The sequence below is a fragment of the Rhizobium sp. SSA_523 genome (genome assembly GCF_030435705.1).
In the GTDB taxonomy this organism is placed as follows: Bacteria; Pseudomonadota; Alphaproteobacteria; order Rhizobiales; family Rhizobiaceae; genus Neorhizobium.
Window position 1 is genome coordinate 977,828 of record NZ_CP129382.1, and the last position, 14,012, is coordinate 991,839.

Sequence of the window (14,012 nt, forward strand, 5' to 3'; positions counted from 1 at the left end):
CAACCGATTCGATAGCCGATACGGGCCGCAATCCGATCAGAGCCGGATCCGCGCGCGCCGCACGAGATGCGAACAGAACGGAACCCATGGACGACACAAGCGATCTCTTCGCCCGCATTCCAGCCGAAGGCGCCGAGCCTGCCGCCAAGCCCGCAGCCAAGCCCGCTGCCAAGCCGGCTTTAGGCAAGAAGCTTGCCGATGTCGCGGCGGAGCCCAAGCCTGTGCAGGCCTCCGCCTCTCGTTCCCCCGCGGCTCCTTCCCCCGCGGCTCCTTCCCCTGCGTCGCCTCCCCTTGCGTCTCTTCCGGCGTCTCCCGCTACCGGCGATTCCTACAATGCCTCATCGATCCGCGTTCTCGAAGGGCTGGAACCGGTGCGCATGCGGCCGGGCATGTATATCGGCGGCACGGATGAAAAGGCGCTCCACCACCTGTTTGCGGAAGTCATCGACAATTCGATGGACGAAGCAGTGGCAGGACACGCCAATTTCATCGATGTGCATCTGGATGCCGAGGGCTGCCTGACCGTGACCGATAACGGCCGCGGCATCCCCGTCGAAAACCATCCGCAGGTTCCCGGCAAGTCGACGCTCGAAGTCATCATGACCAAGCTGCATGCCGGCGGCAAGTTCGACGGCAAGGCCTATGAGACCTCCGGCGGCCTGCACGGCGTCGGCGTTTCCGTGGTCAACGCCCTGTCCGATCTGCTGGAGGTCGAGGTCGCGCGCAATCGCAAGCTCTATCGCCAGCGCTTTTCGCGCGGCGTCCCGCAGGGCGGGCTCGAGGAGCTGGGCGAGGTCCATAATCGGCGCGGAACGCGGGTGCGCTTCCACCCCGATCCGCAGATCTTTGGCGAGCATGCGCGCTTCGAACCCGGCCGGATCTTCCGCATGGCGCGCTCCAAGGCCTATCTGTTCGGCGGTGTCGAGATCCGCTGGAGCTGCGACCCGGGCGTCGTACCGGCCGGCGGGGAAATTCCCGAAAAGGCGGTCTTCCACTTCCCCGGCGGACTGAAGGATTATCTGGCCGCGACGCTCGGCAAGGATTTCACCGTCACCCGCGACATCTTCTCCGGCAAGACGGAGAAGACAGGCGGGCATGGTGCGCTGGAATGGGCCGTGACCTGGTATGGCGGCGATCCCCAGATCCATTCCTACTGCAACACGATCCCGACACCGGAAGGTGGCACGCACGAGGCCGGCCTGCGCATCGCGCTGCTGAAGGGGCTGAAGAATTATGCCGAGCTGACACAGAACAAACGGGCCAAGGAAATCACCACCGATGATGTGATGATCTCGGCTGTGGGCATGTTGTCGGTCTTCATCCGCGAGCCGGAATTCGTCGGCCAGACGAAGGACAAGCTGGCAACGGTCGAGGCACAGCGCATCGTCGAAAACGCTCTGCGCGATCCCTTCGATCACTATCTCGCCGGCAACCCCGCCGAAGCGGCCAAGCTTCTGGACTGGGTGATCGAGCGGGCCGAGGAGCGTCTGCGCCGGCGCAAGGAGAAGGAAGTCAACCGCAAGACGGCGGTGCGCAAGCTCCGGCTTCCCGGCAAGCTCGCCGACTGCTCGCAGAACACGGCCGAAGGTGCCGAGCTCTTCATCGTCGAGGGCGATTCGGCCGGCGGATCCGCCAAGCAGGCCCGCAACCGCACCAATCAGGCCATCCTGCCCCTGCGCGGCAAGATCCTCAATGTCGGCAGTGCCAGCCGTGAAAAGCTCTCCGCCAATCAGCAGATTGCCGATCTCGTCCAGGCCCTGGGATGCGGGACCCGGACGAAATATCGGGAAGAGGATCTGCGCTACGAGCGCGTGATCATCATGACCGATGCCGACGTGGATGGCGCGCATATTGCCTCCCTCCTGATCACCTTCTTCTATCAGGAGATGCCGGAGCTCATCCGCGGCGGGCATCTCTTTCTTGCCGTGCCGCCGCTTTACGTCCTCCGGCAGGGGGCAAAAACCGTCTATGCCCGGGACGATCTGCACCGCGCCGAGCTTATGGACACGGTCTTCAAGGGCAAGAAGGTGGAGATCGGCCGCTTCAAAGGCCTCGGCGAAATGATGCCGGCGCAGCTGAAGGAAACCACCATGGATCCGGCGAAGCGCACTTTGCTGAAAGTGGCGATCGACGAGGTGGATTTCGAGGGGACGCGGGAGGCCGTGGACAATCTGATGGGCACCAAGGCCGATGCGCGTTTCCGCTTCATCCAGGAGCGCGCCGCTTTCGCCGACAATCTCGATATCTGACGGCATGCCGGCGACGGCCGGGCGACTGAGGCCTGCTGACCGCCTGAGACGCCGGCACGGTGATTGCGCCGGACGTCTTTCTCCAAACGGCTAGAACTCTATGGCGAGATGGGCCCAGACCGAAAGGAGGCTGATGGCCACAAGCCCCAAGGCCGCGATGCGCAAAGATCTGCGGCGCAGCCGAAGGAGCGACAGTTCGATGGCGAGGTAAGCGAGGCCGAACAGGCCCGAGGCGGCGGCAAAATCTTCCGCGCCCCAGCGGATCTGGTCGGTGAAGACCGGTCCGGCCGCCGCGACGAGCACGACCAGCAGACAAAAAGACACGTAAAGCCAGCGCCAGGCGGCATTCAGCCTTAGATGCATGGGGCTCTCCTCTCACGATCACCCTCACTCTCTCCCGCCGATATGGCGGATTTGCGGAGGTTTCGGCGCATGTGCAGTGTTGGCCCCTGCCCGGCTTGCCCTTGCCTCCCGGCTCCGGCTTTGCAACTCTACCCCGCCTTCCACCGGCACGCTTTCCCGGCTCCCACCAAACCGGCGCCAAACGCCACAGGCACGTTGACGCGGCGGGCAAAGCTGCTAAAAAGCCAGCCGTTGAATGATCGGATCCAAGGCAAGGGCTTAGCCGCATTTCCACCCGCCCAGGGCCTGCAGGCAGGCCATGCATGCCTCGGCGATCAATCATAGGGAAGAGTGTCCGAGTGGTTTAAGGAACCGGTCTTGAAAACCGGCGTGCGGGAAACCGTACCGTGGGTTCGAATCCCACCTCTTCCGCCACAAGCCTTTGAAATGCTTTGGCAGTTTTTGTTGACACGAAGTGCCTCGAGTTGGGGTAAACTGCAACATTGTCAACAATTATCTGCAACAATGCTGCAACTGCATTCCTGTTGCAAATGGCCTTGATTCTTGTTGCAGACGTCCATCCCCTAGAATCCTCCCGGCAGGGGTAGCCTCTCGCCTTTCCATGACGATTTTTTCCTTCCCTTCGGGGCGGGCCACGTGTCCCGCCCCGATCCGCACGCGGACCGGAGAAAAAATAGTCACGGAACCTTGGCGATCGGTGACGGTGAGAGGGGCGGCTGTTCTTGACCTTCGGTCACCGCCATGCCCCGTTTGGGCAAGGCGGGCGAAAAGCCTATGCCGCCCCTCCCGCCGTCAACCCCTGCCTAGCCGCCGTGCCGTTCTGAATCGCAGTTAACCTTTCGATCGTCATCCGATCGATGACCCGGAAATGATTTCCGCGCATCCTGGGCTCCACCCCTGAAATCGGCTATAAAAATTGTGTTTTCAAAGGCTTAGGAGGTTCCCGGATGAAGACGACAACAACCACGGTTCGCGGCCTAGCGATCGACGTCCTTGTCATCGAGACAATGCATCAGACGGCTTCCGGTGAAGTCCTCTGGTACGTCGCCACGATCCTCGTCCAGAATCGCCAGACTGGTGTTCAGCGCCTCGTTCGGCGCACCCGCGTCCCCGGTTCCGGAAAGGAACTAGCGAAGGCCGTGCAGCAGCGCGGCGTTCGAGCCTTGGAAACACTCGCAGCAGCATGACAACCTGAAAGGAGATCGAAGTGGACAGCGTGGCATGGTACTACAACGAACAGGACAAGGACGCTCCGGCAACCGCCGACATCGGAGATTTGAGCATGTACGTCAGTCGTGTAGCTAACTGCGTAGTCGGTCGATGGGTCTGGACGGGCGACCTGCCTAACCCGACCTTCGAGAACCCCCGCCCGGCAATTTTCGGCTTTACCATGTCGAGGGATGCAGGCATGGGCGAGGCGACCGCCGCAGCCCTCCAGTTCGCTGTGGGGGGCCTACGTCTGACGTGATCGGATTCGGGTGGATACAGACACCACCCAATCGCCCGGAGGGCATCCTACGGCCTTCCAGATCGATTAGAATGTTGACGGCGGGGCTCTTCAGCCCCGTTTTCGTGTCATTGACGGCGTCGAGACAGACTCGGTCCAGTGCGGCGCCGAGGATGGCCCGCCCCATGTTAGCGCGGGAGAAGGCTGTACGCCGTGACGATCGGCTTCGATCGCCATGACGATGGTCACCGAGAGAGTCAGGCCCATGGCGATGAATAACACTGCCCATTTCATTTGCCGGTCCCCCTCGGCTTTGCCACGGCTCCTGCCTTGCCGCCCTTAGCTGTCGCGTCCAACACCTCCTGAACCTCCGTCTCCTTATCCGCTTTCCATCTCCGGAAAGCGGCGAGAGCGCCCGCACTAGCCATCTCGTCGGTCGCGCCGGATTTTGCGAAGAAGCGGAGCGATGACCAGTCCTCAGTCTTGACGACCTCATCAAGCCAGGGCCGGACCTCGACAGGCAAGCGAGCGTAGAGCTCCCCCGCGGCCATTGACCGGGCGACAGGCCTGGCCAAGTCTTTCATCAGCCGAGGCCAGGACGGCGCCAGCCGATAGGTCCGGGGCTCCGTCTCCGGCAAAGGCTCCCGGACAGGTTCCGGCCGGGGAGGTTCCGGCAAGGAGATCGAGGTCGTAGACCCGAACTCCGGAAGCAGGTTGATCACGAAGGAGGCGAGCCCGAGCATCTTTATGAAAACCGACATGGCCGGATCGAAACGCTTTCGACGATGAATCTTCCGCGTCATCGCCTCCGCTCTCGCCCGATCGGCACAGTTACGTCTCTTGTCTGACATGCCCACTCCTCCAGACCTGGACCAACCTTCAACCTCAAGGTTGCGGCCGGGCGGGGACCGGCGCAACGACGGCGGCAGGTTCATACCGCGCCAGTCGCGCCCGCAGCTCGTCGCGCTGCGCGCCGATCTCCGCGACCGATCCAGACAGAACGGACGCCCGTTTTTCAGCCGCCACCCGCCGATCGGACTCCGCAGCAGCAGCCGCACGGGCCGCAGCCTCCGCCTGTTGCCACCGTTCAACGGTCGGCAGCAGCTCTTCCCGGAGACGCGCCGCGAGTTTTGATCGACGAATGCCGTCCCAGAAGCCACGAAAAGCGCCGCCAAGGCCACTCAGACGACGGGCGGCGCTCGTTGCAAGCTCAGCCTGCACCGTTGCCCTACGGGCCATTTCCTCCCGTTCGCGGGCCTGTTTCTCCACCGCCTTGGCGGCATCGACCTTCCGGGCCGCATCGGCCCGGAGTTTTGCTGTCTCCGCTTTCACCTTCGATGTGAAGGCATCCCCCTTCGCCCGCAACTCCGCCGCCATGGAAAGGGTGGAGCGCAGCGCGTCGGCTTGGCGCTTCTCGTCGTGCCATTCCGCACGCTTCAACCGACGCTTGCCCGGCCCCAGGCGAGCCAGTCCGCACGGCACGCCGACATGCTGGTGATAGGAATCCTGCCAACTGCGCATGGCCTCTCGATATGCCTGATCGCCCCTCCGGTTCAGAGCCTTCGCATCTTCACCAGCACGAGGACCGGCATCGACAACGGCAGCCTTCGCGATATGCCCAGGATGCAGGTCGGAAACCTTCATCATGGGGTTGCCAGGAAGGACGTATGCATGCAGGTGACAGAACCGTTCATCGACATGCCGGACCACGCCCACGAGCTGGTCGTCGTATTCGGCACGAAGCCACGCAACAGTCCGCTTCTCCCATGTGGCCACCGCCGCTGCCTTGGCCCGATCGTTGCGAACCTCCTCCACCGTGAAAGGATGGGAGGCGATGATCGTCGCCAAGGTCTGTTGCGTCTTCCGGATCGCCCGGGACCGTCCGTTCGACATCAGATCACGCGCAGCCGCCGCACGTTCATCGTGACGCGCCTGAACCTCCTCAATGCCCACGCCGAACACCGTTTCAGGCGGCTGCGGCTCCCCAACATGAGGACAGGCATCTGGACGGCGCGCAGCCTCACTGAACACAAAATCGGTCGTGCGGCCTGACTTGCCGCCTTGCCGACTGAACCCCTCGAAATGCACGAATTGAAAGCCCATGCCGTCCCTCCCTGTGGAATATGATCAGCATCGGCGAAGCCAGCCGCAACCGTTCCTTTAGTGACAGACTAAGCCAATGCCCTGCGGTTATTGTCGTCTGCCCCGTCTGGGGACCCTGCCGGGGGCTTTGTCGTCGTCCCTGGACGACGAGGCAACCGTGCGGTTGCCACGGTGACGACCGTTGCCGTCGTCACGCCGCTTCGCGGCAATCAAGGACCCACGGCCGCCCGTCACTCGGAGCCGATCGTTGGCGCCGATCGGCCTCACGGACGGCCCGCATCCTCGCCTCCCGGGCGGCCTGCTCGTCTGTCTCGAACGGAATCCGATCGTCAGCGCGCTTGCAGTCCAGCCGGACGACCGTGGCCCCACAAAACACCTCTTCGACGATGCTCCGCAGCGTGTCCTCTTCATCGGCCCGGCGGGCGGCTACGGCGTCCGCATCTTGCTCAGTCGCATTGACAGCATCGACAAAGCCTTCGGCTCCCCCATACTCGACGCGGCTCAGGAACGTCGCGGCGAGGCCGAACCGCATCCAGCGCCGCCAGATGGGTGCCTCCACACGACCAACGATGTCGTCGCGCTCGTGGAGTTCCTGTTCGCCTTCCTCAGTCTCCGAAACCGGGATGTCCAGCTTCTTCGCCAGAGCGGCGGACACGACGCACGTTCTCGTGCCGGGCATCACGTCCACGTAATCGCGCCACCTCTGCATCATGAAGGCATCGCCATCGATGGCCGCCGCCGCGACATCCCATGGGGTCATGGACGATGCGGCCTTCGTCAGATCCTTGTGACCGCCAGAGACTTCCCATGCCATGCTACCCTTGGCCGTGTATCCGCTCGCATCTTCCCAATCGTCAGCGACACGGACCCGGCAACCATGGCGATCGGAGACCTTGCCGCCTCTCGCACGAATCTGGTCCTTGTAGGCCGCAGCGAGCCACCGGGCGGCCTTCTCTGCCCGTTCGCGGGCAAAGGTTTCAAGCAAGGCCTCATCCTCGCCCGCACGGGCCTTTTCCTCGTCTGTCGGACCGTCCACCGGAATGCAGAGGTGCTGGTGATAGTGCCAGCCGTTGACGAGGCTGTAAGTGACTTCCTGTCCGACGACGACGCCCATGATTCCATATTCGGCCTGCGCGTTGATCCATGCCCGACCCTTCCGGGCTTTGCTGGATGCGTCCTGGATGAGCTTCTTCACATCGGCCAGAGACATGCCCTTTGAGTGGGAGGCTGTCAGAACCAGTAGGCCGACTTGTCCCCCTCTCGCGAAGGTCGCCTTGGCGACAGCCTCGATCTTCTGTGCCCGCTCCAGCGCCTTCCACACCGCGCAGACTGGACACAGCCACGGCGAACCGCAACGGTACACGCCGGAAACTCCGGATCGAAATTCGCCAGTCGTTTCGTCGCAACGGAGGTGGACGTTGACCGACGTAGCTTCATAGCCGGGGCGACCGCAACCGCAGACGGCAGGCCCACGTTCGGCAGGGTTAGCCGGACGGCAGAGCTTCTGGATACGTCCCAGAAGTGACCATCTCTTGACGGAAGATGAGCCCTCCGGGAGGAGGAGAGAAGGCCCTCCGATCCCGCTTTGCGGAACCGTAGCTCCTCCACTCCCAAGGACCGGAGCTCTGCCCGGTCTCTGCGAGGCCTGACGGCCACGCTGAGCGGCATCGGATACAGGACGTGGAGCGCTGGCATGAATAGAATCGAGGAGGCCCGCGAACGCTCCGGAGGACGCGCCGGGTAGAGAAGCCAAGGAGAAGATGCCGGACGCGGAAGCCGTGGCATCCGGCAAAATTTGTTGACGCCGTAGGGCAGGAAGTTCTGTTGTCCGGGCTGGGCTATGTCCCAGCCCCCCGCTCAATTACCCGTCAATGGGGTATTTACAACTTCATCGCCGATGTTCATCATTACTGAACAGTCTCCTGAAAAGCCGCCGAGGGTTCCCAGCCCGATGACAGCGGCTTTTTTTATGCTCTCTGTCGGCGCAGCCGACGTCAACCTTGGCCAGCGCCTGGGATGACTAGATGACGCGAATCTGCTACTTCTAGCCGAATTTAAGGCAGGGGAACTTCAAGTGGCGGGTAAGGTTAAGATCAAGGCAGGGCCTGTGGAATTCGAGTACGAGGGCGAAACCGAATTCGGAGTAGAGGACATCAAGGAGTTGTTCTCGCACATCGAAACACTCTTCAAGGTACCAGCCTTACGAGAGGTCCCGGAGGCACATGCCGTGGAAGACGCGCGTGATACGGTACCGTCTGAAAAAGCGTCTCCGGCTCAGACCCTTCACATTTCTACAATTGCTGCAAGATTGGACGTGAAGTCTGGACCAGATCTAATCATTGCCGGGGCTGCTGCGTTGCAAATATTTGAGGGCAAGGATCGGTTCACGCGACAGGAGCTTCTTGATGTCATGAAGCAAGCCACGAAACACTACAACACTAACATGCGGTCAAATTTCGCCAAGAACCTGAATAACTTGGTGGGCAATAAGTTAAATGAAATAAAGTCTGGGGTATACTCTTTGACTGCTAGCGAACACGCCAGTTTGGAGGCCAAACTTGTTGAGTGAAGCCTCGTTGAAAGACTGGCTTCATCGTGACCTGCCGACCTTGGACAAGCTGCTCATCGCTATCGCCTCATTCGACAAGCCTTGTTCTGTCGCCGATCTCCGCGCCCGGACACATGCGGCAGGTCTGCGTTTGCCAAGCAAGATGAATATCTCGGCGATCCTCGGAAGAAGCAAAGGAACAGCGATTCGGGTCCCCGCCGGATGGGAACTGACCGGGGTTGGAAGGACTCATCTTACCAATCTAGGCGTCAGCAGCCTGAGTCCTGCCGCCACGCAGGTTGCGACTGATCTCCGGGCGCACCTGGCGAAGATTACAAACGAGTCCACCCGTCTGTTCGCCGAAGAGTCAATCAAGTGCTATGAGGCTGGCCTCTACAGGTCCGCGATAGTGATGTCGTGGATCGCTGCTGTAGATGTTCTCTACCGTGACGTGGCGGCGAACCACCTAGCGAAATTCAACGCCGAGGCTTCCCGCGTCAATGCAAGGTGGAAGGATGCAGTCAATGAGGATGGATTGGCGAGGATGGGCGAAGCAGACTTCCTCGACAGGATAGCCGCCATCGGCATCATCGGGAAGAACGCGAAGACCGAGTTGGTTCAAGCTCTTAATCTTCGGAACGGCTGCGGACACCCCAACAGCCTGAAGGTCGGCCCAAACATGGTAGCCAGCCATATCGAAACCTTGCTTTTAAACGTCTTCGAGCGCTTCCCCTACTGACGGATTGACAACCTTGGTACCGAACAGTCGAGCGCGCTGCTCTTCCTTGGTAGGATTCAGATATCGCATAAGAACGGCCACAGTCTTGTGACCGGACTGTCTCATGAGTGTCTTCAGGTCCGCACCGTTCGCCGCCATCCGGCTCAGGGCCTCATGACGCAAGTCGTGAATCCTCAGATCGGGGCAGCCAGCCGCCTCCCGAATCTTCTGCCATTCATGTTCCGCTGAGTTCTTCGTCATCTTGAACACCGCAGCATCGTCGGGCTCGCCCTCGGCTTGATGCAGGAGCAAGTCATAGGCGCGATCGGAGAGGGCGACGTACCGATGCTCGTTTCCTTTCACATCCTTCTCGGGTATCACGATGAAGCCGTGCTCTCGGCGCACCCAACCCGCGAGGATGCTGCGAACTTCCCCCGCACGCATCCCGGTGTCCAGGAGGACAGGGAACAGGGCTTGCCATTGGCGGTTTTGCCACGTCTCTCCGGTAAGGGCTGACCAGATGCGTTCTTCCTCTTCTGGGCGAAGCCGTCTATCTCTGCCTGCGCCAGGTTGCGGGATGCCGCGCCGTCTCTTCCGGAGCGAGGCAATGGGGTTCGAAGTCTGGACCGACTTCTCATGGATCAGCCACTCATAGACCGCACTGACGGTATTCAAGTTGTTCCGGATCGTGGAAGCTGCTTTTCCGTCATCCCGGCGTGCGTCGCGGAAGGCAACGAAATGCTCCACCGTCAGCTCCCGGAGAGTCTTCAACGCGAAGTCCTCCCGTGCCAGCATGTTCAACATTGCGACCTCTTGCTCGGCTCCCTTCTTCTCCGGAGTGATCTTGTCGCGGTAATCCTGGAGGGCATCCTTGAAGGGACGATCGAGGTAGCCCTTCGACGTTCCGGGCTTCGGCTCAAGCCGGGGGTCTTTCCATGTGCCGAGGCGCATGGCAGACTCCGTTGCGTCGATCCAGACTTGGGCGTCGCGCTTCGACTTGAAGGTATTCGAGATCGAGCGGGACTTGCAGGGCCCTGTGAAGCTATCCGGAAGTCGTGCCGTGACCGTCCATTTCCCCCCACGCTTCGTAATGCTCGCCATGCCGCTTTTTCCTGCTTTCTGCAACAATGCTGCAACATATCGCAGGAAAGACGAAAAAATACAAGTTAATCAGTGATTTTCAACCGGTCTTGAAAACCGGCGTGCGGGAGACCGTACCGTGGGTTCGAATCCCACCTCTTCCGCCAAAAACCCAAAAAACATAGTAAAATCAATGGCGTTTCTCCGGAGGCATAAAATATGCCATAAAACGGACGAAGGCGCCTTTCTCTGCATCAATGGCGCAACTTGCGCCATTATTGATCTTTCTCCTGATCTCCTTACGGCGAAGAATGTCACGCTCTCCTCCGCAGCCGGCGGATCAGACCGCGCCAGATCTCGTCGATCTCCATGAGTTCTGCATGCAGGTCGTTGGCCTAACGCGCTAGCGCCATATCGTCATCAATCGCCTTCATCCATGAAGACCGGCGAAGGCACACACCAGCGCCCACAGCGGTGTCGCCAGCCGACAGGAACATATCCACGATCACGAGGCTCGCGCCGCCGAGTGCTTCCACATCTTTGCGGACAAGTTCGATTGTCTCTGAGATGTCCGTCGTGCCTTTGAGGAAGTGAACGTCGATGTCTTCTGGATCGAAGCCCAGATGATGACCGGCAGCGATCCAGCGCATCTGAACGTCGTCTGGGTTCTCGCCAGCCATATATATCACCCGGCCCGGCTTCACATCCCTGCCGCCCACCGGCAGGCCAAGTGCTGTGGCTGCCGCCAATAGGAGGAGCACGGCAGTTTTGCCCGTTCCCGTCGTGCCGGTCAGGCTGTAGAAGTATCGCGACTGGAACACACCGTCGAGGGCATAATCTGGCGGCACGAAATCCTTGACGAAGGCCGCGCTGGAGATGATGCCGGGATACTGCTTGTTATCATTCGCAGGCTCAGTGAATCGGAGCCGGTACTTCACTCGCTTATCGACGTGATCCTGGATCCCCGCCTCAAGCCTGCCCGTATCCACCTAGGCCAATCTCGGCGCGCTTGCCTTGCCATCGATAGACGAACAACCATTGTTTGGATCCGCCTGGCCGGACCCTGAGATAGAGACCGTCACCGTCACTGTAGATGCCGGGATCAGCGAGTGCTTTGCATTGCTTTTCTGACAGCTTGTGCCGTGCCATGATGAAACCTTGCCATAAAATTTGGCCTAAAATCGCCAACAAAATTACGACGAAAGCCCACAAAGTCTAGGGCTATTTTCATCTTTGACACTAATGCTTGTGTTCTTGCGGACACCTCTTCCGCCATTTCCCTATCTCTGAGGCCGGGCTGTCCATCAATCCCTCGGCGTCAGCCGCAGAGCCTCCTGTGGACAGTGATCCGCAGCGCTGTCTCCGGCACGCTTGCGACACCTCAGCTGGAAAGCCTCGGCGTGCTGACGATCTTCATGAACAGCGCGCTCATGGCCTCGGAAATCCCCTGCGAGGGGCTGACCTCGAAGTACAGGCCGTCGGAAGCGCAATCCTTCATCCGTGCCGGGATCTCGTTCTGGAAAGGCTTGATCCAGTCATTATACCAGTTATTGGTCGGCAGCGGCAGATAGGTCGTATAGAGGACGGCGACCTTGTAGCCATGCTTCTTCAGCGCATCGCAATAGCTCGCATTGATCGGTTCCTGGCACCGGCCGCTGGTTACCTTCTTCTTGCATCCCGAGGGCTTGTTGCTGTCGTTCACGCCGTCCGAGACGAAGAACACGACCTTTTCCGGCGAGGCTGCGCTGGCGCCGGTGCCGGCCTTGCCGATCTCCTTGGCAATATTCTTCATGACCAGGTCGAAATCGGTCTGCTGGTCGTTGTTGTAGCCCTAGTAGGGAATGGACATCAGGTCGATCATGCTCGCCCTCTGCTTGGCGACCTTCAGGTCCGCGGTGAGGCTCGTCACTTCCATGAGCTTGGTGTCCTCGGCCTTCTCGCCGAATGTATAGACCGCCATGCGGAACTGGTTGGCGACCTTGCGCACGCTGCTTGCCGTATCCATCAGAGCGGCGGTCGCCTGCGCCACGACATTGATGCGGGTGGTCACGCCGAGCTTTATGGCGAGGTTGTAATAGCTGTTCGGATCTTCCACCCCATCCTTCACGATATGACAGGCAAAGGCGCATTTGTCCTTGGTATTGGCGACCATCCTGTCGACATCGGCCGGCGTCGCCGCAACGCCCATGGAGGGCGTATTGTCGAGGAGAAGGTAGAAATCCTGGAACGTCGCCGTTTTATAGGTCGCGGTTGCCGAACCACGGATCGGAATGCTGGTCTTGCCGAGGATCCGCAGAAGAGAGGTCGGCACTTCGGCCGCATAATCGATGGACGAGGTGATGTTGATCCCTTCGCGCTTCACGCTGACGGCGACATCCTTGACCACGTAACCGGTCTGGCTGGCCACCTGGCCCATGAATAGCCGCTTGGCATCATCCTGGCCGACAATGATGATGCCATCCTGCGGCATGGTCATCGCTTCCTTGTAGCCGGATGAATTGTCGGAAATACCGGCGAGCGCGGCGGCGTCGGCCACGGCCTGGAGCTCGTTCTTCACCAGCATGGCGTTGGAGAGATCGACGCCCAGGCCCGCAACGCCGATCACCGGCACCATCAAAAGCCCGGTCAAAAGGCCGAAATTTCCATCCTCGGAACGCAGAAACCTTCGCAGCATGTTTCACCCATCGACAATCTGATAGGCTGTCAACATGCGGCCAAGCCGTCTATCATTGGTAAATCGCAATGACCGGCGGGCCATTGATCTAAATTAGCGATAATATCTGATTAAAAAGCAGCCGCTTAAGGAAATCCGGCCCATTCGGCGGGCCGGGCGTTTCTGGCCACCGGGCGTTGTCGAAAATCCGCGCCGGACTGGAGGGGGACTGTCGTATCCGGCTTCTTCTCGCCGGACACAAATCGCTCCGGCGTAATCGGTGCCTGACATCAAGATCTGGTACAGATCAATCCGGCGGTGCGATCGCCGCTCCGACGGGCAGAACGCCCTGCGGCCTCGCCTCTGCATCCTGCTTTGCCTTGCGCATCTCGGCTTCGTGCTCTTCCGCCTGGCGGGTAAATTCCTGATCGTTTGCGCCTTGCCGATCAAGCGCCGATTGCACGGCGACGGGAGGCAGGCTTGCATCCTGGCGGCCGGACACCGATGAGAAGCCGACCTCCTGCGCCCTCGCACGTGCCAGACTAGCCTGCGTGGCCTCAGCCGCCGTCGCCTTCGCCGTCAACGCCTCAGCCTCCCGCTCTCGCTGTTCGAGCTCTCTCCGTTCAAGCTCTCGCGCTTCGAGCTCATGCGTCTCGGCCATGCGCTCTTCCATCCGTGCCTCTTCAGGCGCCTTCAGCCCGAGCTCGGTTGCGAGACTGGAAAGCACGCCGGTTTGTGATGTTCGTTCCGATGCCATTTGCTGGCCTCCTGATGAATGATCCTCTCAGCCAACCCGCCAAAGCGCCGTCCGTTCCCAAATGAGTGACTGTCCCGTACCGATCTGCCGCCAC

13 protein-coding genes, 1 tRNA gene and 1 pseudogene are annotated in these 14,012 nt (G+C 60.5%); 6 read left to right on the forward strand and 9 right to left on the reverse strand.

All coding sequences use genetic code 11. From position 1 onward, the window contains the following. The first annotated feature begins 86 nt into the window (after positions 1-86). Complete coding sequence (gene parE / locus QTJ18_RS13120) at positions 87-2,249, forward strand: DNA topoisomerase IV subunit B (protein WP_252754544.1); 2,163 nt, start codon at positions 87-89, stop codon at positions 2,247-2,249. Between the two features lie 90 nt (positions 2,250-2,339). On the opposite strand, the gene QTJ18_RS13125 is transcribed toward parE, so the two are convergent. Beyond that, positions 2,340-2,612, reverse strand: coding sequence for a hypothetical protein (locus tag QTJ18_RS13125; RefSeq protein WP_252754543.1), 273 nt, complete (start codon positions 2,610-2,612; stop codon positions 2,340-2,342). A 324-nt stretch (positions 2,613-2,936) separates the two neighbouring features. Here QTJ18_RS13125 and QTJ18_RS13130 point away from each other — a divergent pair. The 3 genes from QTJ18_RS13130 (at position 2,937) to QTJ18_RS13140 (ending at position 4,080) form a co-directional block, all read left to right on the forward strand. Next, positions 2,937-3,026: transfer RNA gene (locus QTJ18_RS13130), tRNA-Ser, on the forward strand. A gap of 533 nt (positions 3,027-3,559) precedes the next feature. Beyond that, entirely contained in the window at positions 3,560-3,799 is a 240-nt protein-coding gene (locus QTJ18_RS13135) for a hypothetical protein (RefSeq protein WP_252754542.1), read from the forward strand. A 20-nt stretch (positions 3,800-3,819) separates the two neighbouring features. Continuing rightward, positions 3,820-4,080 carry a hypothetical protein gene (locus tag QTJ18_RS13140; RefSeq protein WP_252754541.1) on the forward strand — a complete coding sequence of 87 codons (261 nt, stop codon included), beginning with the start codon at positions 3,820-3,822 and terminating at the stop codon, positions 4,078-4,080. A 269-nt stretch (positions 4,081-4,349) separates the two neighbouring features. On the opposite strand, the gene QTJ18_RS13145 is transcribed toward QTJ18_RS13140, so the two are convergent. The 3 genes from QTJ18_RS13145 to QTJ18_RS13155 all read right to left on the reverse strand — a co-directional run bounded on the left by QTJ18_RS13145 (position 4,350) and on the right by QTJ18_RS13155 (position 7,525). Continuing rightward, positions 4,350-4,910 carry a hypothetical protein gene (locus tag QTJ18_RS13145; protein ID WP_252754540.1) on the reverse strand — a complete coding sequence of 187 codons (561 nt, stop codon included), beginning with the start codon at positions 4,908-4,910 and terminating at the stop codon, positions 4,350-4,352. Positions 4,911-4,944: 34 nt separating this feature from the next. After that, on the reverse strand, positions 4,945-6,162 hold the full coding sequence (locus QTJ18_RS13150) for a plasmid recombination protein (RefSeq protein WP_252754539.1): 1,218 nt from the start codon (positions 6,160-6,162) through the stop codon (positions 4,945-4,947). Between the two features lie 190 nt (positions 6,163-6,352). Next, positions 6,353-7,525 carry a hypothetical protein gene (locus QTJ18_RS13155; RefSeq protein WP_252754538.1) on the reverse strand — a complete coding sequence of 391 codons (1,173 nt, stop codon included), beginning with the start codon at positions 7,523-7,525 and terminating at the stop codon, positions 6,353-6,355. A gap of 711 nt (positions 7,526-8,236) precedes the next feature. On the opposite strand from QTJ18_RS13155, the gene QTJ18_RS13160 reads away from it, so the two are divergent. Continuing rightward, positions 8,237-8,731: a hypothetical protein gene (locus QTJ18_RS13160; protein WP_252754537.1), complete on the forward strand. Its 495-nt coding sequence runs from the start codon at positions 8,237-8,239 to the stop codon at positions 8,729-8,731. Further along, complete coding sequence (locus tag QTJ18_RS13165) at positions 8,721-9,449, forward strand: hypothetical protein (RefSeq protein WP_252754536.1); 729 nt, start codon at positions 8,721-8,723, stop codon at positions 9,447-9,449. Before QTJ18_RS13160 ends, QTJ18_RS13165 begins: the two co-directional genes overlap by 11 nt. Here the strand turns inward: QTJ18_RS13165 and QTJ18_RS13170 are convergent. From QTJ18_RS13170 to QTJ18_RS13190, 5 genes and pseudogenes are all read right to left on the reverse strand, one after another. Continuing rightward, positions 9,420-10,529: a tyrosine-type recombinase/integrase gene (locus QTJ18_RS13170; RefSeq protein WP_252754535.1), complete on the reverse strand. Its 1,110-nt coding sequence runs from the start codon at positions 10,527-10,529 to the stop codon at positions 9,420-9,422. The genes QTJ18_RS13165 and QTJ18_RS13170 overlap by 30 nt on opposite strands. 374 nt (positions 10,530-10,903) lie before the next feature. Beyond that, on the reverse strand, positions 10,904-11,497 hold the full coding sequence (locus tag QTJ18_RS13175) for an AAA family ATPase (protein ID WP_252754534.1): 594 nt from the start codon (positions 11,495-11,497) through the stop codon (positions 10,904-10,906). Further along, positions 11,478-11,657 carry an Arm DNA-binding domain-containing protein gene (locus QTJ18_RS13180; protein ID WP_252754533.1) on the reverse strand — a complete coding sequence of 60 codons (180 nt, stop codon included), beginning with the start codon at positions 11,655-11,657 and terminating at the stop codon, positions 11,478-11,480. Before QTJ18_RS13180 ends, QTJ18_RS13175 begins: the two co-directional genes overlap by 20 nt. 232 nt (positions 11,658-11,889) lie before the next feature. Further along, a pseudogene (locus tag QTJ18_RS13185) lies at positions 11,890-13,182 on the reverse strand (TadE/TadG family type IV pilus assembly protein). A 286-nt stretch (positions 13,183-13,468) separates the two neighbouring features. Further along, a complete protein-coding gene (locus QTJ18_RS13190; protein ID WP_252754532.1) occupies positions 13,469-13,918 on the reverse strand; it encodes a hypothetical protein in 450 nt (149 codons plus the stop codon). Between the last annotated feature and the right edge of the window lie 94 nt (positions 13,919-14,012).